The organism is Flavisolibacter ginsenosidimutans (assembly GCF_007970805.1).
GTDB classification, from domain to species: domain Bacteria; phylum Bacteroidota; class Bacteroidia; order Chitinophagales; family Chitinophagaceae; genus Flavisolibacter; species Flavisolibacter ginsenosidimutans.
Window position 1 is genome coordinate 4029238 of the sequence record NZ_CP042433.1, and the last position, 22128, is coordinate 4051365.

Genomic DNA, 22128 nt, shown 5'->3' on the forward strand with positions numbered 1-22128 from the left:
GAGAGAAAACCGCTGTTTCGTTTTTAAAATATTGACCTGTTCTTCTTGTTGAAAATTGCTTACTATGCGCAAAGGCATTGCAGGCAAAATCATCTCGTTCAATTACTCCTGCCTCCTGTATTCTGTCTCCTGACTCCTTCTTTCTGAATTATCTTTGCCGCCACAAAAAAATACGCCCATGTTACAACTGGCCGTTTTGCGCAGCAATCCGCAGGAAGTAAAACAACGTTTGGCTGTCAGGAATTTTAAAGAACCGGAATTGGTGGATGCAATCATCTCATTGGATGATGAACGCAAAAAGCTCACCTTTCAGTTTGACGAAACCAAGGCAAAGATCAACGCCGCATCAAAACAGATTGGCGGCCTGATGGCAAAAGGCAACAAAGAAGAAGCAGAGGAAAAGAAGAAAGAGGTAGAAGGTTTTAAAAATACTTTGGGGCCAGTTGAAGAAGCGTTAGCCAAAGCAGAAAAAGAATTGAACGAACTGCTGGTGCGGTTGCCCAATCTGCCGTCATCCAAAGTACCCAAAGGCACTTCGCCCGACGACAACGAAGTGGTGCGCACGGGCGGCGGCAAACCGCAACTTTACAGCGGCGCCGTACCGCATTGGGAACTGGCAAAAAAATACGACCTCATTGATTTTGAATTGGGCAACAAAATCACGGGCAGCGGCTTTCCGGTGTACAAAGGCAAGGGAGCAAAACTTCAGCGAAGCCTCATTCAATGTTTTCTTGATTACAACACAAGCGCCGGTTACACCGAGTACATGCCGCCGTTTATGGTGAACGAAGCATCGGCTTACGGCACCGGACAACTGCCCGACAAGGAAGGCCAGATGTATCACGTAACCGAAGACAATTTATACCTCATTCCAACCGCCGAAGTGCCGGTAACAAACATCTATCGCGACGAGATTTTAAAAGCCGCTGAATTGCCGGTAAGAATGACGGCCTATACGCCCTGCTTTCGCAGAGAAGCGGGCAGCTACGGCAAAGACGTTCGCGGCCTCAATCGTTTGCATCAATTCGACAAAGTGGAAATCGTGCAATTGGTTCATCCCGATAAAAGCTACGATACCCTGGAAGAAATGGTGACGCACGTAGAAAAACTTTTGCAAACCCTCGGCCTGCACTACCGCATTCTTCGCTTGTGTGGCGGCGACATGGGCTTTACATCCGCACTGACTTATGATTTTGAAGTGTGGAGCGCTGCGCAGGAACGTTGGCTTGAAGTGAGTTCGGTTTCCAACTTTGAATCGTATCAAACAAACCGCATGAAGATTCGTTTCAAAGACGAGAACAACAAAACACAATTGGTGCATTCGCTCAACGGAAGTTCGCTTGCACTGCCGCGCATTCTTGCCTGTTTGCTGGAAAACAACCAGGATGAAAACGGCATCAAATTGCCGGTGGTTTTGCAATCTTATTTTGGCAGTGAAATGATTTGAGGAGATAGAATGTAGGAGATAGAATATAGAATAAAATGGTTCGCTCCTACCTTCTTCCTCCTACCTTCTACATTCTATCTCCTACCTCCTATGCTCGTTCAAGCCTTCGGTTATCTTGCTTCGTTGTTGCTCGCTCTTTCCTTGCTTGTGAGCAACGATTTAAAATTTCGCTGGCTCAACACCGGCGGTTGCTTTTTCTTTATCGTGTACGGCGTGTTGATTGGCGCTTTCCCCATCATTCTTACCAACACGCTTTTGCTGCTGATTAACCTTTGGGGCCTTGTAAAAATTTACCGCAAGACGGAAGATTTTGATTTGCTGGAATTTGGTACTGATGCCACGCTGATTAAAAAGTTTTTGAGCTTTTACGCAAAAGATATCAACGCTTATTTTCCGGATTTTAAACTGGAAGAAGCAACGGACGCCATTCGCTTTGTGGTGCTGCGCGACGTGGTGGTGGCCAACGTGTTTGTGGCCGCGCTGTTGGACGATGGAACGGCCGAAGTACAACTGAACTACACCGTTCCCAAATACCGCGACTACAAAGTGGGCCGTTTTATTTTTGAAAAGGAGAAAGATTATTTGCTTTCGAAAGGCATAAAAAAACTGGTGTATAAAACGGTTGCCAATAAAAACCACCGGCGGTTTTTAACCGTCATGGGTTTTGAAAAAACGACGGAAGGTTATGTAAAAAATCTCGACGCATAGTTGCGAAGAAATCTTCATGCGGTAAATGAATGTTAAAGCAAACCATCAACGGTTTGCTTTTTTTGTTTTGTGCCGCATATTCGTTTTTAAAACCTTAACTCATGAGAAAAACATTACTCTTAACCATTGCTGTGATTTGCCTCGCACAAATTTCCAACGCACAAATTTCAAAAGGCTCCTTGTTTTTGGGCGGTTCCCTTTCTTTCGGTAGTTCGTCCAACAAAGACCAGAACACCTCAACGCAAGATTCGAAAAGCAGTGGATGGAACATCAGTCCCCAGTTTGGGAAAGCCATCGCAACCAATAAAATTGTGGGAGTTTATGTGAACTTCTCTCATAACAATTTTGAATCGGGAAGCGGTACGCAATTGCAGCAGCGGCCAAGCAACACCTATGGCGGCGGTGTGTTTTACCGGCGCTATTATCCTTTGCCTTCGCGGTTTTATCTTTTTGGTGAAGCTTCGCTGGGAACCAGCATTGGCAAGGAGGAACAGAAGTATGGTGGTAGTTTGCAAACCCAAACCGAACGCACATCCATTGGCTTCAGCATTACGCCGGGCATTTCTTATGCCGCATCTTCAAAGCTTTATTTAGAAGCTTCACTGAACAGTTTAGCCAACCTTTATTACCAGTGGGCCAAAACAACAACCTATCCCCCCGCTACAGGCGGCGTTACTTCCATATCCAATCAAAAACAATTTGGTGTGGCCGCAAACGGTAATGGGACGAGTGGAATTAGCATCGGCTTACGCTGGATTCTTCCCTCAAAAAGCTGAGGTTCTTTGATCATATTTTCAATGCAGCCCAAGGCTGCATTTTTGTGTGATTGCAAAAACAACAGCGGGTAAACTTTTAACCCTTATCTTTTCAAAACAAAAAATTTTATCAACCGCTTTGGCGTTTGATAAAAGACGCAGCGATGCACGAGGCCAAAGTGCATCGGTTTTAAAACTTACACGGTGAGTTCATATTTCATGAAGAACCTGTCAGTAAGTTGAACGCCCGGTCTTTTAAGACAGGGCGTTTGTTTTTGGGTCATCAAACGTTCCACTGCCAGGAGCGGCTGTAGGGCCACGCTCCTGGCATGTGCCTACATAATGTGTTTATGCCGTTTAATTCCGGCACGGTAAAGCATGTATCCCATGAACGCAAAGGCCGCAACACCCAAAAAATAAAAGCCTGTTTCGCCCAGGGCATTTGCCAGTTTTTCTTCAACGCTTATCTTTTTTAACCAACCGGCTATTGCATCGCTGCCTTGCAAAAAAGCGAAGACGACACCCATCAGCGCACCGCCGGCCACAAGACCCGTTGCGTATAAATTGCCGCTTTCCAAATCTTCTTCGCCTTCAACAACTTTGTCGTTGCGCTTCTTCTTCACTACATCTACTAAACCTCTGATAGCGCCGCCAATGAAAATCGGCAGCGTTGTTGACAAAGGCAAATACGCACCCACGGCAAAGCTCAAGGCTTTTACGCCGCAGAGCTCCATCACAACGGCAAGAAAAGCACCAACGATTACAAAGTTCCAGTCAAGGTTGAACGAAAGAATGCCTTTCACCAGCGTTGCCATCAACGTGGCTTGCGGTGCGTTGTACGTTGTGCCAATGGCGTGTTGAACACCTTGCGCTGCTAATTCAGCACTGGGCTTGTCTAAAAATTTTACAGTGAAACCAACAACAACGGCCGATACAATGGCGCCAACGAACAAAGCCAGTTGTTGGTAGCGCGGCGTAGAGCCAATCAAATAACCCGTCTTCAAATCTTGCGACGTTGCACCCGCATTTGCTGCAGCAATGCACACCATACCGCCAACCACCAATGCCATTGCTTCATAGCCTTGTCCGCGCCAACCCACCGCAATAAAAATCAAGCAAGTGCTCATCACAGTCGCGATGGTCATACCCGAAATAGGATTGTTACTCGAACCAATCAAACCCACAATGCGTGATGAAACCGTTACGAAGAATGCACCGAAGATGATGACCAATAAACCTACCAGCAGTTTGCTGAAAATGTTGTTGCCGGGTATCATCGGCAAAGCCGCCATCAATATAATTAAAATGATGCTCCCGAATAAAACAATCTTTATGTCCAGGTCACGGTCGGTTCTCTTTACACCTTCACCTTTTGCTTCGCCCACAGAACCTATGCTTTGCTTGAAAGAAGAGATGATGGTGGGAATGGTTTTAATCAAGGTCATAAAGCCACCGGCAGCCACGGCGCCGGCGCCAATCTGCCGGATATACGCACGATAAAGGGCTTCGGCTTTATCGGTAAAGGTTTGCGTGGCCGGGTTCCATCCACCGGAGCCAAGATTCACTTTTGAAAGATCGTGTATCAAGCCAAGCTTAAACTGTTGCGCAGCAATTACAGGATCGGGAATAAGCGAGGATAGCAGCGGAATGAAAACAAACCACGAAAGCACACCGCCTGCCACCAACACACCCGCGATGCGCGGGCCGATGATATAACCCACGCCTAAATATTCGGGTGTAATGTCGCCGGCAAGATTGGCCGAAGGAAAATATTTGTTCGTCGCGGTTGTGGCAAAGCTTACCGTTTCGGCCACCACGCGAAACATGCGTTGAAAGATGGCATACACAAACGCAAAGCCCAAACCCTGAAACGCAAGCTTGGCAAACTCGCCGCCTTTTTCACCGGCCTTTAATACAGCCGCGCAAGCCGTTCCTTCGGGGTAAGGCAGCACGCCGTGTTCTTTTACAATGAGTGAACGACGCAGCGGAATCATCATCAACGTACCCAGCATGCCGCCAAAAACGGCGAGAACAAAAATGACGACGTAATCAAAATAGTTGGCCGATTGCACATTGCTCAAAAACAAAAAACCCGGCAGCGTAAACACCACACCCGATGCAATGCTTTCGCCAGCAGAACCCGTTGTTTGAATGATGTTGTTTTCAAGAATGGTAGTGCCGAAAAGTTTTCGTCCAACGGTGATGGCCATTACCGCAATGGGAATAGAAGCGCTAACGGTAAGACCTGCTTTCAAGGCCAAATAAACAGTAGCCGCGCCAAATAAAACGCCAAAGAAAGAACCCATGAGCAAAGCCTTCAGGGTGAATTCTTTCATGTTTGTTTCCGCAGGTACAAAGGGTTTAAACGTAGTCGTTTCGGCCATACGTGTTGGGTTTTAGTAAGGTTTAAAAATAGGGAAATAAAAAAAGGAGTTGACAAAGCCAACTCCTCTTATTAAAATGAAAAACAAATTATGCCGAACCCGTTTTATCTCTCAGAATCTGGTTGAGCGATTTTAAGCGTGAGTAAATTAAAATGCCGCCAACGAAGGCCGCAGCCACAAGTATGAGGAAGAAAATTTTCTTGTCCGAAAAACCATCCCAATAACTTGTCATAATGCCGGCAATTTTACCACCGATGGAGGTTGACAAAAACCAGCCGCCCATCAACAAAGCGGTAAGACGTGCAGGCGCCAATTTGGAAACAAGCGACAAGCCAATCGGGCTTAAGAAAATTTCGCTCACGGTAAAAACACCGTACGTCAGCCACAACCAAATGGGTGATGTTTTGTGTGTGTAAACCGAAGGAACTGACATTACTGCAAACACCATCACCAAGGCCGACAGGCCGCAAATGAACAAAGCCATCGCAAACTTAGATGCCGTCGTGGGCTCCTTGCCTTTGGTACGCATGTAACTAAAGAGCGGAACAAAAATGAGCGTCAGCCCAACGATGAACAACGGATTGATGGATTGAAACAATTCCGTGTTCATCAGCTTGACCTCTTTACCACCCGGACGTTGTTCGGGCGGCACGTTGTTGAAATAAGGATCGGGTCCTTGCACCTGCACAATCTTTGTTGCGGTATCAATGCGGTTGCCGTTGGCGGTAATGCCGAAGATTGTCTTCACCGTCTCGGACTTGTCACCTTTCTGTTTTACTTCTGTTGTCGAATCCAATCTAACGATTGGGCTAACGTCTTTTACTTCTGCCAGTTGATTGTCTACTTTGTTTACCCATCGCGGTTTGTCGTCCACCGTTTGCAAAGCGCCAATGGCGCCGGTAATTTTTTGCGTCGTTGGCGACAAGGTTCTGTCTGTATATCGTTCCGCCCACAACGTATAAGCAGTTGAGTTCAGGTTGTATATCGTCCAGAAAATAACCGAAATGGCAAAGATGAACAGCAGCGCACCAATGCCTTTTTTGTCTTGCCCCTGCGCTCTTACATAAAGCGAAACGTAAAACGCAATCACCGGCAAGCAGGCAAAGATGAAGGCATCGCTGGCTTGCGAACCCATAAGCGGTTCGTGAAAAAGCAGCGTTGGCAAGAACCATCCAATAACTGCCGCGATGATAGCAGGCAAAAACACAACGCCGAATATTTTACCGGTAGCCATATCTTCTTTCTGCGCCGGCTTTTTTACGTCCCCTTCTTTCACCTTATTCAGGTTCATGGCCAATACAATCAAGCCAATGATAAGCCCCACACCGGCTGCGGCAAAAGCATAGCCCCAGCCGTATTTGTTGCGCAAATAAGCCGCTACGAAATTGCAAATGAAAGCACCAACGTTGATACCCATGTAAAAGATGTTGTAGGCATTGTCTTTTAACGGACGCAGTTCTTCGCGGTTGTAAATATTGCCGAGCAGCGTAGAAATATTCGGCTTAAAAAACCCATTACCAACGATGATCAATCCAAGCGAAACAAACAGCGCCGTATTGCCAGGAATGGAAAGACAGAAATAGCCAAGTGACATTAAACTTCCGCCGAGAAAAATGGATTTGATATAACCGAGGTGACGATCAGCCAACAAGCCGCCAATAAAAGGCGTGAGGTAAACAAGCGCAATAAAACTTCCTACGATATCTGCGCCCAAGCCTTGCGAGAAACCTTTGCCGCCGGTTTTGTCATCAATGAGGTATAAAAGCAAAATGCCCACCATCAGGTAGTAGGCGAAGCGTTCCCACATTTCGGTTAGAAAAAGAACGTACAAAGCCCGTGGATGCTTTGCTTTCGTTTGGGTACTGTTTACGATGCTGTTCTGTTGCATGTGTAAAGTTTAGTGAGTAAAATCGTTAGAGCGTTTTGTGCTGCGCGGCTCAAAATAAGCGAAAATCTATTTTCAATTCCGCTTTCGCATTTGTGCCGATATTCGCACCGCTTATCTGATAACCATGAATATACTTCTTCTGGGCTCCGGCGGACGCGAACACGCACTGGCGCACAAACTCTCGCAAAGCAAGCATTGCTCCAAATTACTGATTGCTCCCGGCAACGCGGGCACGGCACAATGCGGAATGAACAAGCCCTTTGCGGTGACGGATTTTGAAGCGGCGGCCAAATGCTGCGTTGACGAGAAAATTGAGTTGGTCATCGTTGGCCCCGAAGAACCGCTGGTAAAAGGCATCGTAGATTATTTGCACGATAACGTAAGCAAAGACCTGCACATCATCGGGCCTTCAAAAGAAGCCGCACAGCTCGAAGGAAGCAAGGCTTTTGCCAAAGCCTTCATGCAACGTCACAACATACCTACGGCGGCTTACAAAGAGTTTACAGCCGAAAATTTTGAAGACGGCGTTTCCTATTTAAAGAAGCACTCGCTACCCATTGTGATAAAAGCCGACGGCCTCGCCGCAGGCAAAGGCGTACTCATTTGCCAAAACAACATCGAAGCCATTGCCGAATTTGATTTGATGATTCAGCGTTCCAAATTTGGCGAAGCGGGCAAAAGAGTTGTGGTAGAAGAATTTTTAGACGGCATTGAACTTTCGGTTTTTGTGTTAACCGACGGGGAGGCTTACGTGTTGCTGCCCGAAGCAAAAGATTACAAGCGTGTAGGAGAAGGCGATACGGGCCTGAATACCGGCGGCATGGGCGCCATCAGTCCCGTGCCTTTTGCCGATGAAACGTTCATGCAAAAAGTGGTTTCAAAAATTGTAGAACCCACCGTGCAAGGCTTGCAAAAAGACGCCCTGGATTACAAAGGCTTCGTGTTTATTGGCCTGATGAAAGTGGGCGACGAACCGTACGTCATTGAATACAACTGCCGCATGGGCGATCCCGAAACCGAAGTGGTGATGCCGCGGATAAAAAATGATTTGGTAGAGTTGCTGGAAGCAACAGCCAAAGGCAATCTTTCTTCTGTCACGATTGATAAAGACCCACGCTTTGCAACCACCATCGTTGCCGTGAGCGGCGGTTATCCCGATGAATACACGAAGGGTTTTGCCATAAAGAATTTGAACAGCGCAGGCGAGGCCATGATCTTTCAGATGGGCACAAAAGAAACCGATGGAAAAGTAGTTACGAACGGCGGCCGTGTGCTTTGCGCAACTGCTTTGGACGCAGACCTGGACAACGCCATCAACAAAAGCCGCGACGCGATAGAAGAAATTGAATTTGAAGGAAAGTATTTCAGAAGGGACATCGGCTTTGAATTTTTATAACCCCCCTGTCCCCTAAAGGGAAGACTTAAGCTTGAAAAACTTTACACCTTTCAATCTTTCCTCGGCAAAAGCTTCTATTTTATTGACCAGAAGTTCGCCTGTCTATTGAACTTCGGTTGCGTCGCAATCCGTTCATCGTTCCTATCGCTATTAAGCAAGGCCTACCTTCGCACATCAACCTGAATAATGACCGAAGAAAATAAAAGCAACAACAACCTAAGTCGCCCCTTTGGGGGGACAGGGGGTTTACACTACCACGATTATTTACAGCTCGATAAAATTCTTTCCGCCCAACAACCCGAAAGCGAAAAGCACAATGCCGCGGCGCACGACGAAATGCTGTTCATCGTCATTCACCAGACTTACGAACTTTGGTTTAAGCAACTGCACCACGAAGCCGACAGCGTTGTTAACATCATGCGCAAGCCTTCGCTGAACGACAATTCACCCGAACTGCAAACCGTTGTTCACCGCCTGCACCGCATGGGCGTTATTCTTCGCGTGCTGGTACACCAGATTGATGTTTTGGAAACCATGACGCCGATGGATTTTCTCGACTTCCGCGACATGCTGCGGCCCGCATCGGGTTTTCAAAGCTGGCAGTTTAAACTGCTGGAAGCAAAGTTGGGATTGAAGTTCGAGCATCGCCACGGACAGGAATATTACACGGCACAATTGCGCGAAGAACACGTGCGGTTGATTAAAGAAGCCGAAACGGCAAAATCACTTTTGCAGTTGTCGGGCGAATGGCTGGAGCGCATGCCTTTCTTCGACGACAATAGATTGTGGGAAGGTGAATTTTCAACCGCTGACAATCATCCTTTCTGGCAAGCCTATCAAAAAGCTTATGCAAGCAGTTTGGCCGAAGTTGAAAAAGACAACCTTCAATATTTTTCCGATGTTTTTTTCAGGCAACGCGAAGGCCATTATACGTTTTCTGCAAAGGCGGCCCGTGCGGCTCTGTTCATCATGCTCTACCGTGGGTACCCGCTTTTGCAATTGCCCTTTCAATTGCTGAACGAATTGCTTGACATTGACGAGCAATTCAGCACCTGGCGTCACCGGCACATGAACATGGTGCACCGCATGATTGGCACCCGCATCGGCACCGGTGGCAGCAGCGGCAAAGATTACCTGAAAGCCGCTGCGGACAAACATTACATATTTAAAGGGCTTGCGCAGCTTACGTCCTTTTTAATCGAACGGCGAAGGCTTCCGCAATTGCCAAAAGCCGTTGAGCGAAAGCTTGGGTTTGAAGCAGCCGAATAGACCGTTTGTGATTAGTGGTTTGTGGTTAGTGCGCTGTTGCGGAAGGCTTTCCTTTCGCCGGCTGTCTGAAAAAAGAAAGTCTTTCCCAATTGTTACGATAACCACAAACTACAAACCACCCACCACAAACCGATTTTTTCTTTCGCAAAACGTTCAGCATTTTTGCAACAGAAAAACCGCCTTCACTTTCCGGCTCGGACTTTTCATTCAAATGCCTGTGTTCACGCAATCGAGGAGTTACATTATCCGCATCATTTTCGCGGTGGCTTTTTTTGTCATCATCGCCCGCCTGTTTGCGTTGCAAGTGGTGAGCAGCAAGTACGAAAGGCTGGCGCAGGAAAATGCCATCTTTAAAAAAATCGTTTACCCGCCACGCGGCATCATTTACGACCGTAACGGCAAAGCCATCGTCACCAATCAGCAAATGACCGATTTGATGGTGATCCCATCAGAAGCCCGAGGTGTAGATACAGCCTACATCTGCCAGTTGTTGGAGATTGACACAACGGACTTCAAAACGAGAATGGTAAATGCCATTGTGAAGAACGGCCGAGCAAGGCCATCGGTTTTTGAGGCTTTGCTTTCACCCGAAAAACACGCGAGGCTCGAAGAAAACAGTTGGCGGCTGGGCAACGGCTTTTATTTGCAGGAGCGGTCGGTGCGTTCCTTCCCGCTTAATGCCGGCGGTCATTTTGTAGGCTATATCGGCGAGGTGGATTCGGCCATCATTGCCCGTTCGGAAGGTTTTTACCAATCCGGCGATTACGTGGGCCGCAGCGGTATGGAAAGCGTTTACGAAAAAGTGCTGATGGGCAAACGCGGCGTGCAATACTGGGTAAAAGACAACCGCAACAAATTGGTGGGTCGCTTTGAAAACGGTGAACTGGACGAGCAGGCCGTTGCGGGCCGCGGCCTGCGCACGTATGTAGATGCCGGCCTGCAGCAACTGGCGGAAAAGCTCCTGCAAAACAAAGTTGGTTCCATTGTAGCCATTGAGCCAAAGACTGGTGGCATTATTGCCATGACCTCCAGTCCCGATTACAATCCCAACCAGTTAAGCGGCTCGGAAAAACAGAAAAACTATTCGCGGCTGGTCCTCGACGTTTCCGCGCCTTTGCTGAACCGCGCCATCAAAGGACAATACCAGCCTGGCTCCACTTACAAGCCACTTGCGGCGCTGATTGGTTTGGACGAAGGCGTCATCACGCCACGGAGCGGCATCGGCTGTACCGGCGCTTATTACGGTTGTGCAAGGCCGGTAAAGTGTACCGAAAAATGGGCCGGCCATGCTGCCAATCTCCGGCTTGCCATTGCGCATTCTTGTAACTCTTTTTTCTCCATGACCTACCGCGTTACGGTGGATAATCCGGCATTGGGCGGTGTAAAGCAAGGCTATGCAAAATGGAAAGAGTACATGAACCATTTTGGTTACGGGGTGCGGCTGGGCGTGGATCTTCCAAGCGAAGACAAAGGCAACATTCCCGACACATCGGTGTACAACAAAGTCTATCGCGGCAGTTGGAACTCCTGCACCAACGTAACGCTTGGCATCGGGCAAGACATGATGCTGGTAACGCCGCTGCAGATGGCCAATGCTATTTGCATTGTAGCCAACAAAGGCTATTACTACACGCCGCATTTTGTAAAAGAACTGGAGAACGAAACGTCGGAGGACACGCTGTTGAGCCAATACCGCGTGAAGCACGAAGTGCTCACGCACATCTCCGATACGGCCTACGAAGTGGTGCACAGCGGTATGCAGGATGTGGTGGAAGCCGGTACTGCCCAGGTAGCCAAAATTCCGGGCATCAACATATGTGCAAAAACCGGCACGGCAGAAAACAAACGGGTTATTGACGGCAAGGTCACAAAACTAAAAGACCACTCCGTATTTGTGGCTTTTGCGCCAAGAGAAAATCCCAAAATTGCCGTCGCCGTCATTGTCGAAAATGCGGGCTTTGGCGCCACTTGGGCGGCGCCTATGGCCTCGCTGATGATCGAAAAATATTTGACTGACTCGCTGCGGGCCGACCGGGTAAAAGAAGTGGAGCGCATTGCGGCGCAAAACCTGATGCCGGTGTGGCTGAAGCGTGAACAATACAAGGCTGATTCGGCCCGTGCGGTGTATTATTTTAAGTTGACCAACGACAGCAACTACCTCAGAAAGTTTTTTGGCCGCGACCTACCTTCCTTAAAAAAAGACACCACGAAGCCAAATCTTTCCATCGTCAAATTGAATGCGTCTAAAAAAGAAACACCCAAGCCCGCCGGCCCCGACACACAACGCACGGGATTCATCTTGCTCGATGAACAATTACACACCAAACAAAGACTGATGCAGAAGCGGAGGGCCTTGTTATCATGAGCCGAAAAGAAACCGGTTTCTCCAACCGCATTGACTGGAGCCTGGTGTGGATTTACCTTCTGCTTGCCAGCATCGGCATCATGGCCATTTTTGCCGTTACCTACCGCGAAGGCGACCCGGTGACGGCCAGCTTTCTTGGCTTTAAAACCGATTACAGCAAGCAGCTTTACTTTTTTTTCATTTCGATGGTGCTGGGTATTTTTATCCTGCTTACAGACTCTAAATTTTTTACCGCCACGGCCAACCTTTGGTATGCCGTGGGCATTGTAGCCTTGCTGGCCGTCTTTCCGCTGCATTCCAACATAAAGGGCACAAAATCCATTATTCGCCTTGGAGGCTTCAATTTTCAGCCCGCCGATTTCTGCAAACTTTGCGTGTGTCTGGCGTTAGCAAAATACATCTCGCTGCCCAACATGGATTTCAGCAAAACCCGGTCGCAACTCATTGCCGCAGGCATTGCTTTGTTGCCCGCTTTTATGAGCATTGCGCAAAGCGAAACGGGTTTGGCACTGGTGTATTTTTCTTTCTTTGTGGTGATGTACCGCGAAGGTCTGCCTTCAACGATTCTTGTTGTTGGATTCTTTGTCGGCGCCATTGCCGTGTGCACCTTGCTTGTTGACAAAACGCTTTTGCTCATTGCCATCGCTGTCATCACCGGCATCATTGCCTTCATTGTTTGGCAACGAAAGCGGCAGCGCATCAGCGCAGCAGTTCCCGTGCTTTTCATTGGTGTGTTGGCGGCACTTTTTGTCGGCGTGGGTGTGCCCATCATCTTTAAAAACGTGATGAAGCTTTATCAGGTAGAGCGCATCTACAGCACCGTTGGCCGCGAGGTGCCGGAAGAATACATCCTGGCGCACAAGAAAGAGCTGAATTCGCCGGAAACAACCAAGAAGGACAAAGATGCTGGCGACTACAACGTAAAGCAATCAAAGATTGCCATTGGCTCCGGTGGTGTGTTAGGCAAAGGCCTTTTAAAAGGCACGCAAACGCGTTACGAATTTGTGCCCGAGCAGCGCACTGATTTTATTTTTTGCACCATTGGCGAAGGCTTTGGCTTTGTGGGCACAACGGTGGTGATGCTGATTTACCTCTTGCTCCTCTTTCGCATCATCGCCATCGCCGAACGGCAGCGAAGCGTGTTTAGCCGCTGTTACGCTTACGGCGTGGCCGCGGTATTTTTCTTTCACATCGTCATCAATGTTTGCATGACGGTGGGCCTGGCGCCGGTGATCGGCATTCCGCTGCCCTTCATTAGTTACGGCGGCACGTCGCTGCTTACGTTCAGCATCATGCTGGCCATTTTAGTTCGGTTGGATGCCGACCGGCAAATGGTGTTGCGATAAACCCGCAATTTTGCGCCATGAAAATTTTTCCGCTTTCCGAAGGGTCGTTTACTATTGATAAAACGAAGTTGTTTGTTCCTTTCGATGAAGAAAAAGATGTATTGAACCAACGGCCCATCGGAAGCTTGCTGGTAGAGATACAGCCGTTTCTGGTCGTTACGTCAAAAGACGTTTTGCTTCTGGATGCGGGCCTTGGCTTCGGCAATTCGGACGATGAATTGCAACTGCACAAAAACATTAAAGCTGCGGGCTACCAACCAAAGGACGTAACAAAGGTTTTGATGAGTCACCTTCACAAAGACCACGCAGGCGGCGTAAGTTTTGGCAAAGACCATCAGTGGCTCAGTCTCCCAAACGCCACGTATTACGTGCAGGAACGGGAATTAAATTTTGCCTTGCAAAAAGGCCTGCCTTCTTTTATTCCCGAAGAAATTGAGATCTTAAAAGACAATCACCAGGTGCAGTTGCTAAAAGACGACGAAGGAACCATTGACGATTACATTTCTTACCAACACACCGGCGCTCACTCGCCGCATCACCAGGTATTTTGGATAAAGGATGGTGACGAAACCATTTTCTTCGGCGGCGACGATGCACCGCAACTTCACCAGATGAAAACCCGCTACAAAACCAAGTACGATTTTGATCCCGACAAGGCCATGAACCTTCGGCGCGAATGGTGGGAACGCGGCAACAAGGAAGGCTGGACCTTTTTATTCTATCACGACATTAAAACGCCAACGTGCAAGGACAATGAGCAATAGGCAATTGGCAAAAGAAAAAACGCAATCACAAGAAAGGATTGCGTTTTAAAAGCGTCGTTGAAAAGTGAGGCTTGTGCGCTGTTGCCGGGACGAGGTTATTGCACCAACACCTTTTGCGTAAACACCGAATGTTTTTCCACGTCGTACACCTTCACCATGTAAACACCTTTGGACGATCCATCGCTGATGGACAAAGGCTGCACGGCTGCTTCGTTGCTGATGGAAACTTTCTTCTGCACCACGCTGCGTCCTAAAATATCGGTCAGTTCAACCGTATAATCGCCTTGCGGCACTTTGTTGAAGCGAATCGAAATTCGGTTGCTTGTAACCGGGTTGGGATAAACCGAAATCAGCTTTGAAAATCTTTCTTCGGGATAAGATGTGGTGGCAATTTCGGTGTACTTGTTTTTCGTTGCCGTTGACAAGAAATTACTGTTGGCCAAATCAGAACTGCGGAACACAGATGAAGCACCAAGATAAGCGGCTGCCGTCCAGTCTTTCGGGTTCACCACGTAATAGGCTTTGCTATCCACGGCGCTGCTCACCAAAAGATTTCCATCGCCGTCAACTACCGCACCGTTTACCGTAAACGTCGCGGGCAGGTTGTTGATGTGGCCGAGCAAGGTTGCCACTTTGTTTTCTGCGTTCACTTTAAACACGTTGTTGTGAGCCGAGATGATGTAAAAATTTCCTTTGTCGTCGGCAATCATGTCACCGCCAAACGAACTGCAACGGTTGTGGATAGAGATGCCACTGTTGGCCGGATCATCCACCAGTGAACCCAGGTTTTCAATGGATGATTTTTTGCCGGTGGAAAAACGGATAAAAGAAGTGCCGTCGTTGTTGATGGCGTAACCGTAGCCATCAGGCGCAATCACCATGCGGGTAATGATCTTTGCTTCGTCGTTGTGCATGTCGCCGGTACCGGTAAGCGACTGGCCGGTTACGTAATAAACCTTCATGGTTTTTAAGTCCACATAGCGCAGCTGGTCAACAAACATGGGCGTGTAATAAAGCCGGTTGTGCGCTTTGTCGAAAGCCGCTGCCGCCACGCCGGTGCTGAACGGCGTTTGCAAAAGATTGCCCCACTTTGCATCGGGTTGCAAGGCCAATTGTTTTTTGGAGGAAGCATCGTACACGGCCAACTTCGCATCGGTGCCGTTTATCAACACGTCGCTGTATTGGCCGGTTTCCAAATCAAGCCGCCGCAGTACATTCCAGCCGGCGCCGTCTTTGGTTACATCGGTTATGGCATAAGCAAAGCGATCGCTTTGTGCGCAAAGGTTAGCGGCGGTGAAGAGGATTAAAGTTGCTGAGAAAAATGCGGAGGGTAAAGCTCTTCTCATATCCGTTGATTTAAGTGGTGATTGGGAACATTAAATTACGATTTTTCTTCCGGCATAAAGCGAAATTTTTACCGGTAATTAACCTTCTCGTTTGAACGGTTTATAATCACTCTTAAAGATGCTTTGCTGCTCAATTTCTACGGGCAAAGGCTCGCAAAGTTGAAGCGTATCGAAACATTGCTTCGGCAGTTGTTGATAGAGCTTTGTGCCTTCCGTTTTCCAGCGCATCATTTCATCGCTTACGTGTTTGATGATCTTGTGCGGATTGCCCACAACCAGCGAACGCGGCGGAATTTTTTCACCCTGTCGTATAAAGCACAAAGCGCCAACGATGCATTCGTCGCCGAGTTCTACTTCATCCATAATTACCGCATTCATGCCCACCAAACAATTTTGTCCGATGATAGCGCCGTGAATGATGGCACCGTGGCCAATGTGCGCACTTTCTTTCAGCAAAACCGTTACGCCGGGAAACATGTGCACGGTACAATTCTCCTGCACGTTGCAGCCGTCTTCAATAATGATTTTGCCCCAATCGCCGCGCAGCGCACATCCGGGACCAATGTATACGTCTTTACCAATAACCACATTGCCGGTAACCGCCGCTTGCGGATGCACAAACGAGGAAGGATGCACAACGGGTTTGATGCCGTTGAACTGGTAGAAAGCCATAGACGTCAGTTTTGTTTTTTTGAACGAACAATGTGCCGCACAACAAAAAATAGAAGGACGGCGGCAAGCGAAGCAAGAATAACAACACGTGCTTTCCAGTGAATGTGCATCACCTTCAGCACAGCAAATCCTTCCAAAAACAAAGAAGGCAATTTGCCCAGCGATCCGGCCACCACAAAGCCAAGTGCCGAGATGCGGGCCATGGCAGCCGTAAATGTTACCAGCCCGGCGGGCACAACGGGCACAAGCCGCAGCGAAAAAATTAACCAGAACGCATCCTTTGGGCTGGCTTCGAGCAGTGCCTTTGCCCTGGGATGTTTTTCGAGCCGGTGCATCACGCCTTTTTTAAAGCCTTTGCGGTACAGCATAAAAGCCAGCAACACGCCAATGGCCTCGCCCAAAAAAGTAATGACGATGCCTTCCCAAAACCCAAAGAAGTGAATGTTGGCCGCAGTGATGACGAAGCTTGGAATAAGCCCAACAAACGCGATGACGACACTGAAAACAAAAGCGCTCAGAACGGCAATGTGTGGATAGGCCTGAAAGAAATGAAGGATGGCTTCTTTCATTCGTCAAGCAATTTTTTTCCGGTGCGAAAACAAGTTCCTTTGAAGTGCGCCACCGCTTCGCCGTTTTGGTTGGTAACGGTGATGTGATAAAGGCCCGTGCTGCGGCCGTTGTGCAGTTCTTTGGCTTCGGCAATCAAGGTATCGCCGGGCTTTGTGGCTTTGGTAAAGGTGATGCTTGTGTCGAGTGCGACAGATAAATTGTTGCGGTTGTTGCAGGCAAAAGCAAAGGCGCTGTCGGCCAGCGAAAAGGCAATGCCGCCGTGAACAATGCCAAGGCCGTTGATCATTTCGTTGCGAAGCGTCATGCTGATTTTTGAATAGCTTTCACGAACCTCCAAAACTTCTATGCCAAGCCATTGTGAGAACAAATCGTTCCGCATCATCTTGCCCACTACCGTCTTTGCCAATTCATCTTTTACCTGCTGCATTATTCTCCGATAAAATTTGGTCTGCGTTTCTGTAAGAATGCGTCGACGCCTTCCTTGTAATCTTTTGTGCTGCCGGCTCGCTGCTGAAAGTTTTCTTCGTCTTCCAGTTGATCTTCGTAACTGTTTTTAAAAGAATTGTCGAGCAGCATTTTTGTAAAAGTCAATCCTTTTGTAGGCATTGTTGCCAGGGTTCTTGCAATTTTCTTTGCTTCTTCTTCGAACGTTTCGGCGGGAAAAAATTTATAGATCATGCCCATGCGTTCGGCTTCTTCGGCGCTCACTTTATCGCCCAACATCATTAATGCTGATGCTTTTTGCCAGCCAATCAAACGCGGTAAGAAAAACGTTCCGCCGCTGTCGGGTATCAAACCGATTTTTGAAAAGGCTTGAATAAACGAAGCGTTTTGCGACGCAACCACAATATCGCAAGCCAGCGCAATGTTTGCACCCGCACCGGCGGCTACGCCGTTCACCGCAGCTACTACAGGCTTCGCTAATTTGCGAATGCGTGTAATGATCGGATTGTAATGCTCGCCAACGATGTGCTCTATTTTCGGACCATTGGGGTCAACAACTTCTTCCAAATCCTGTCCGGAGCAAAAGGCTTTTCCGCTGCCGGTGATATACACGCAACGAACGTCCTTGCTTTGACAGGCATCCAGCTTTTCCTGCAACAGCAAAGCCATTTCGCGGTTGAAAGCGTTGTATTTTTCGGGGCGATTGAATGTTATGTGCGCCACCGCATTTTCTATAGTAAAGAGAATAGAAGACATGGTTCGAAATTAGGCTACGAATGAAAGCTGCGGGCAAGGTTTACACGGTCGGCGATTAATGGCATTTGAAATAATCGAAGGTCTCTTTGCAATCGAGACAACGGTACACGGCTTTGCAGGCCGTTGAACCAAATTGCGAGACCGCTTCGGTGTGATAAGAATTGCAACGCGGACATTGCACGGCTTCTTCTTTAAACATTTCCGCCGTGCAAAATTGCTGTTTCGGATTGGGCGGCGCAATGCCAAAGGCTTTGAGTTTTTGCTTGCCTTCCTCGGTCATCCAGTCCGTTGTCCACGCCGGCGAAAGTTGTTGTTTGACGCTTACGTTGCGGTAGCCTTTTTCAATCAGCTTTAAGCGAATGTCCATGCTGATGACATCCATTGCGGGACAACCCGAATACGTGGGTGTGATGGTGATGCTTATTTTTTCGCCTTCGGTTTTTACGTCGCGAACGATACCCAAATCAAGCACGGAAAGAACAGGAACTTCAGGGTCTTTGACTTCTTGCAACAAATCCCAAATTTCACTTTCCGCAGGCATCAATTTTATATGTACGCTATCTTGTCTCACGTTTCACGTTGAACCTCTCACTTTTTTAGGTGGTTGCTTTTGCTTTAAACTTGGCAATGGCTTCTTTGGTAAAATTGCTCAAAACCAAACGCCCGCTGACTTCTGCGCGGTGCGTTAGTAGGGAGTCCCAGTCTTCCGTGCCCAACCATAAGGTTTTTTTCAATTCGCTCATGGCTTCCGGACTTGAGTGTGCCAGGGTATTTGACAAACGATGAATGCTTTCGTCCATGCTTTCTACCGAAGGATGGCATTCGGCATAAAGCCCTTTGCGGCGGGCCCAGTCGGCATTGCGCCACATGGTAGCGTCAACTGCAATTTGAGAAAATGCCGACAAGCCGATTTTGCGTTGAACGGCCGGCCCAACAACAAAAGGCCCGATGCCGATGGACAACTCGCTCAGCTTAATGTCCGCGCCTTCAACCGAAATGGCGTAGTCAACGGATGCAGCCAAGCCAACACCGCCGCCAACGCATTTGCCGTGAATACGGCCGATGATTAGTTTGGGACATTTGCGCATGGCGTTAATAACGCCTGCAAAGCCGCTGAAAAAATCATAGCCTTTTTCTTTGGTTTCAATCTTTGCGAGTTCGTCAAAGGAAGCGCCAGAGCAAAAGGTTTTTTCGCCGCCGGAGCGAAGCACGATGACTTTGGTTTCTTTGTCCAAACCCGCCGTGTGAATTTCGTGGGCCAGGTCGCTGAGCAGTCTGCGGGGCAGGGAATTGCTTTGCGGGTGAAAAAATTCGATGGTGGTGATGCCGTTGTGTGTTTCCGGGGTTACGTAACCGTTTACTAAATCTTTAGCCATAGTTGTTGTTTTTTTCGCACAGAGCAAAGGAGTTATCCTACCTGATTGTTGAACGGCTTCATTCTGCCGTCCTTAACCGATTCTTCATTAAAATTAATCAGCAATCAGATTTTGTTGCTTGTTAATCTTAAGAAAGTTGTTGCTTGTTTTTATATACTGCTTTTATTGTCTCTGTGGATTTATCTCTCCACACCGAACAGGTATGGCTGCTTCTCATGTTGTAATTATTTGCCGTTTCCTAAGTTCATAAGCAACCGGTTCTTCCTGTGCAGATTCAAATAATCCGGTTGTGCATCCTGTGAACTTCAACGGTGGGCCATGATTTCACCGGTAACGTTGTTGATAAGCGTTTGATTTAACCGTAAAAGTTAACCTGGCTTTTTCTCCATTTCTCCTTCGCTCTGTGCGGCATTTTTCTTTTTCACCATCGTCAAAATCGTTGCAATGCCCACAATCTCGCCGCTTTCGTCCAGCATTTCTACCAGCCATTTTACAATGCCTTTGGGAATGTCGTTTTCGTCTTTCGGGTCTTGTGGCAATTTTTCTTTGCAGGTAAAGCGAATCGTCAACTCCGCGCCTGCATAAACCGGTTTAGTGAACCGCAATTCATCAATGCCGTAGTTTAAAAGCACCGGGCCCAGTTCGCTCCCGTCAACAAACAAACCCGCGGCAGCGCTCAAAATAAAATAGCCGTGCGCTACTTGTTTTTCAAACATGGTTCCGCTAAAATCCGTGTCTTTTTTGTGCGCATAAAAATGATCGCCGCTGAGCGCCGCAAAAGCATCAATGTCTGCGGAAGTGATGATGCGTTTGTCTGTAACGATTTGATCGCCGACCTGCAATTCTTCAAAATATTTTCGGAAGGGATGAATGCTGCTTTGAACGCCCTTCGCGTTCGGCTGGTATTGCTGTGTGATGGCCGTGATGGTGGTGGGCGAACCCTGAATGGCCACACGTTGCATGTAATGTTTTACGCCGCGAACGCCGCCCATTTCTTCGCCGCCGCCGGCACGTCCGGGACCGCCGTGAACGAGCATGGGAAGCGGCGAACCGTGGCCTGTACTTTCTTTGGCGCATTCGCGATTGAGCACCAAAATTCTTCCGTGATGCGTGGCCGCGCCGACAACAAATTCGGTGGCGATTTTATCGTTCGCTGTAACGATGGAACAACACAGAGAACCCTTGCCTTTTTTTACGAGTTGAATTGCTTCGTCCAAATTTTTATACGGCATTACGGTGCTTACCGGGCCAAAACATTCTACTTCGTGTACGGCTTCGTTTTGAAACGGTTTTTCATTGAGCAATAACAGCGGCGATAAGAAAGCGCCTTTGGCCGCATCGGCATCCATTACTTCAACACTGTCCAGTGAGCCGTAAACAATTTGCGAAGAGGCCAATAACTTTTGTACGTTGCTTCGCACTTCGTCGCGCTGACCGCTGCTTGCCAAAGAACCCATGCGCACTTTATCGTTCAAAGGATTGCCGACAACGGTTTGGGCAAGCGCTTTTCCCAAAACAATGTTTACGTCTTCAAGCAAATGTTCGGGAACAAATATGCGGCGAATGGCTGTGCATTTTTGTCCTGCTTTTACGGTGATTTCTTTGCGAACTTCTTTTACAAACAAATCCCATTCAGGTGAACCCGGTTCCGCATCGGCGCCCAACACAATCGCGTTAAGCGAATCGGCTTCCATGTTAAACGGAACGCTTTGTTCCAGAATCGTTTTATTTGATTTCAGCATCAGGCCTGTTGACTTCGAGCCCGTGAACGTCACAACATCCTGCGCCATTACGTGATCGAGCAAATCACCGGCGCTGCCGCAAAGCAGTTGCAATGCGCCTTCGGGCAAAATGCCGGAGGCGATGATTTCCTTCACAACGGCTTCGGTTAAGTAAGAGGTGATGCTTGCGGGTTTGACAACCGCAGGCACACCGGCCAGCCAGTTCACGGCGCATTTTTCCAACATGCCCCAAACCGGAAAGTTGTAAGCGTTGATGTGCACGGCCACACCTTCTTTGGGCACGAGTAAATGATGGCCTATAAAGTTTCCGCCTTTACTCAAGCCAACTGGATCGCCGTCGGTGCAATAAGGTAGGTCGGGAAATTTCCGGCGCAGCGATGCGTTGGCAAAGAGGTTGCCGATGCCGCCTTCAATGTCAATCCAACTGTCGGCTTTTGTAGCGCCGGTGTGGTAACTGATTTGATAGAACGCATCTTTCTTCTCCATCAAGTGAAGCGCCAGGGCCTTCAGCATTCGTCCGCGTTCGTGAAAAGTGAGCTTGCGTAAATTGGTGTTGCCAACTTCGCGGCCGTATTGAAGGATGGAAGCAAAGTCTAAACCTTTTGTAGTAGCGTAAGCAATCGTTTCGCCGGTTACGGCATCGTGCAAAGCCTGGCCATCGCCGTCGCCGATAACCCAATTACCGGTAACGTAATTACCCAGCTTACCCCCTGTCCGCCTAAAGGGGAGACTTAGGTCGTTGTTTTCTTTTTTATTATTAGGCATTCGTTAGATCAAATTTGTTTTGCAAATTATTGTTTGCTGCTTTACGAAAAGAAATGAAAGCAAAGAAAAACCGGAAGCTATTGTTTCCGGTTCAAAAGTTTCATTAAAGAGTGATTGCAATTGGAAAACTTTCTC

At 48.1% G+C, this 22128-nt stretch carries 18 protein-coding genes; 8 read left to right on the forward strand and 10 right to left on the reverse strand.

Annotated features, from left to right (window positions below; translation table 11 throughout):
* Positions 1 to 178: 178 nt before the first annotated feature.
* The 3 genes from serS to FSB75_RS17160 all read left to right on the forward strand — a co-directional run bounded on the left by serS (position 179) and on the right by FSB75_RS17160 (position 2931).
* Positions 179 to 1447, forward strand: a complete 1269-nt coding sequence (gene serS, locus FSB75_RS17150; RefSeq protein ID WP_146790005.1) for a serine--tRNA ligase — start codon at positions 179 to 181, stop codon at positions 1445 to 1447.
* A 30-nt stretch (positions 1448 to 1477) separates the two neighbouring features.
* A complete protein-coding gene (locus tag FSB75_RS17155) occupies positions 1478 to 2155 on the forward strand; it encodes a YgjV family protein (RefSeq protein WP_227990945.1) in 678 nt (225 codons plus the stop codon).
* A 101-nt stretch (positions 2156 to 2256) separates the two neighbouring features.
* The gene (locus FSB75_RS17160) at positions 2257 to 2931 is read left to right on the forward strand and encodes an outer membrane beta-barrel protein (protein WP_146790009.1); all 675 of its coding nucleotides are present in this window, start codon (positions 2257 to 2259) and stop codon (positions 2929 to 2931) included.
* A 314-nt stretch (positions 2932 to 3245) separates the two neighbouring features.
* Here the strand turns inward: FSB75_RS17160 and FSB75_RS17165 are convergent, their stop codons facing one another.
* Positions 3246 to 5294, reverse strand: coding sequence for an OPT family oligopeptide transporter (locus FSB75_RS17165; RefSeq protein ID WP_146790011.1), 2049 nt, complete (start codon positions 5292 to 5294; stop codon positions 3246 to 3248).
* 88 nt (positions 5295 to 5382) lie between these two features.
* Positions 5383 to 7182, reverse strand: coding sequence for a peptide MFS transporter (locus FSB75_RS17170; RefSeq protein ID WP_146790013.1), 1800 nt, complete (start codon positions 7180 to 7182; stop codon positions 5383 to 5385).
* 124 nt (positions 7183 to 7306) lie between these two features.
* Between FSB75_RS17170 and purD the strand changes: the two genes are divergently transcribed.
* From purD to FSB75_RS17195, 5 genes are all read left to right on the forward strand, one after another.
* Positions 7307 to 8578, forward strand: a complete 1272-nt coding sequence (purD, locus tag FSB75_RS17175; protein ID WP_146790015.1) for a phosphoribosylamine--glycine ligase — start codon at positions 7307 to 7309, stop codon at positions 8576 to 8578.
* A gap of 186 nt (positions 8579 to 8764) precedes the next feature.
* On the forward strand, positions 8765 to 9847 hold the full coding sequence (locus tag FSB75_RS17180) for a tryptophan 2,3-dioxygenase (RefSeq protein WP_146790017.1): 1083 nt from the start codon (positions 8765 to 8767) through the stop codon (positions 9845 to 9847).
* 211 nt (positions 9848 to 10058) lie between these two features.
* Positions 10059 to 12212, forward strand: a complete 2154-nt coding sequence (mrdA, locus tag FSB75_RS17185; protein WP_146790019.1) for a penicillin-binding protein 2 — start codon at positions 10059 to 10061, stop codon at positions 12210 to 12212.
* A complete protein-coding gene (rodA, locus tag FSB75_RS17190) occupies positions 12209 to 13558 on the forward strand; it encodes a rod shape-determining protein RodA (protein ID WP_146790020.1) in 1350 nt (449 codons plus the stop codon). Before mrdA ends, rodA begins: the two co-directional genes overlap by 4 nt.
* A gap of 17 nt (positions 13559 to 13575) precedes the next feature.
* On the forward strand, positions 13576 to 14322 hold the full coding sequence (locus FSB75_RS17195; protein ID WP_146790022.1) for an MBL fold metallo-hydrolase: 747 nt from the start codon (positions 13576 to 13578) through the stop codon (positions 14320 to 14322).
* A 95-nt stretch (positions 14323 to 14417) separates the two neighbouring features.
* Here FSB75_RS17195 and FSB75_RS17200 read toward each other — a convergent pair whose 3' ends face one another.
* The 8 genes from FSB75_RS17200 to paaZ form a co-directional block, all read right to left on the reverse strand.
* On the reverse strand, positions 14418 to 15668 hold the full coding sequence (locus FSB75_RS17200; protein WP_146790024.1) for a T9SS type A sorting domain-containing protein: 1251 nt from the start codon (positions 15666 to 15668) through the stop codon (positions 14418 to 14420).
* Between the two features lie 78 nt (positions 15669 to 15746).
* Positions 15747 to 16340 (reverse strand): acyltransferase, encoded by a 594-nt coding sequence (locus FSB75_RS17205; protein ID WP_146790026.1) that lies wholly within the window; start codon positions 16338 to 16340, stop codon positions 15747 to 15749.
* 5 nt (positions 16341 to 16345) lie between these two features.
* Positions 16346 to 16909, reverse strand: a complete 564-nt coding sequence (locus tag FSB75_RS17210; RefSeq protein ID WP_146790028.1) for a TVP38/TMEM64 family protein — start codon at positions 16907 to 16909, stop codon at positions 16346 to 16348.
* Positions 16906 to 17337, reverse strand: coding sequence for a hydroxyphenylacetyl-CoA thioesterase PaaI (gene paaI, locus FSB75_RS17215; RefSeq protein WP_172623202.1), 432 nt, complete (start codon positions 17335 to 17337; stop codon positions 16906 to 16908). The genes FSB75_RS17210 and paaI overlap by 4 nt, the downstream gene beginning before the upstream one ends.
* Positions 17337 to 18110, reverse strand: a complete 774-nt coding sequence (locus FSB75_RS17220) for an enoyl-CoA hydratase-related protein (protein WP_146790030.1) — start codon at positions 18108 to 18110, stop codon at positions 17337 to 17339. Before FSB75_RS17220 ends, paaI begins: the two co-directional genes overlap by 1 nt.
* A gap of 55 nt (positions 18111 to 18165) precedes the next feature.
* A complete protein-coding gene (gene paaD, locus FSB75_RS17225) occupies positions 18166 to 18651 on the reverse strand; it encodes a 1,2-phenylacetyl-CoA epoxidase subunit PaaD (protein WP_146790032.1) in 486 nt (161 codons plus the stop codon).
* 55 nt (positions 18652 to 18706) lie between these two features.
* Positions 18707 to 19486, reverse strand: a complete 780-nt coding sequence (locus tag FSB75_RS17230; protein WP_146790034.1) for an enoyl-CoA hydratase/isomerase family protein — start codon at positions 19484 to 19486, stop codon at positions 18707 to 18709.
* Positions 19487 to 19854: 368 nt separating this feature from the next.
* Positions 19855 to 21993 carry a phenylacetic acid degradation bifunctional protein PaaZ gene (gene paaZ / locus FSB75_RS17235; RefSeq protein ID WP_146790036.1) on the reverse strand — a complete coding sequence of 713 codons (2139 nt, stop codon included), beginning with the start codon at positions 21991 to 21993 and terminating at the stop codon, positions 19855 to 19857.
* Positions 21994 to 22128: the final 135 nt, after the last annotated feature.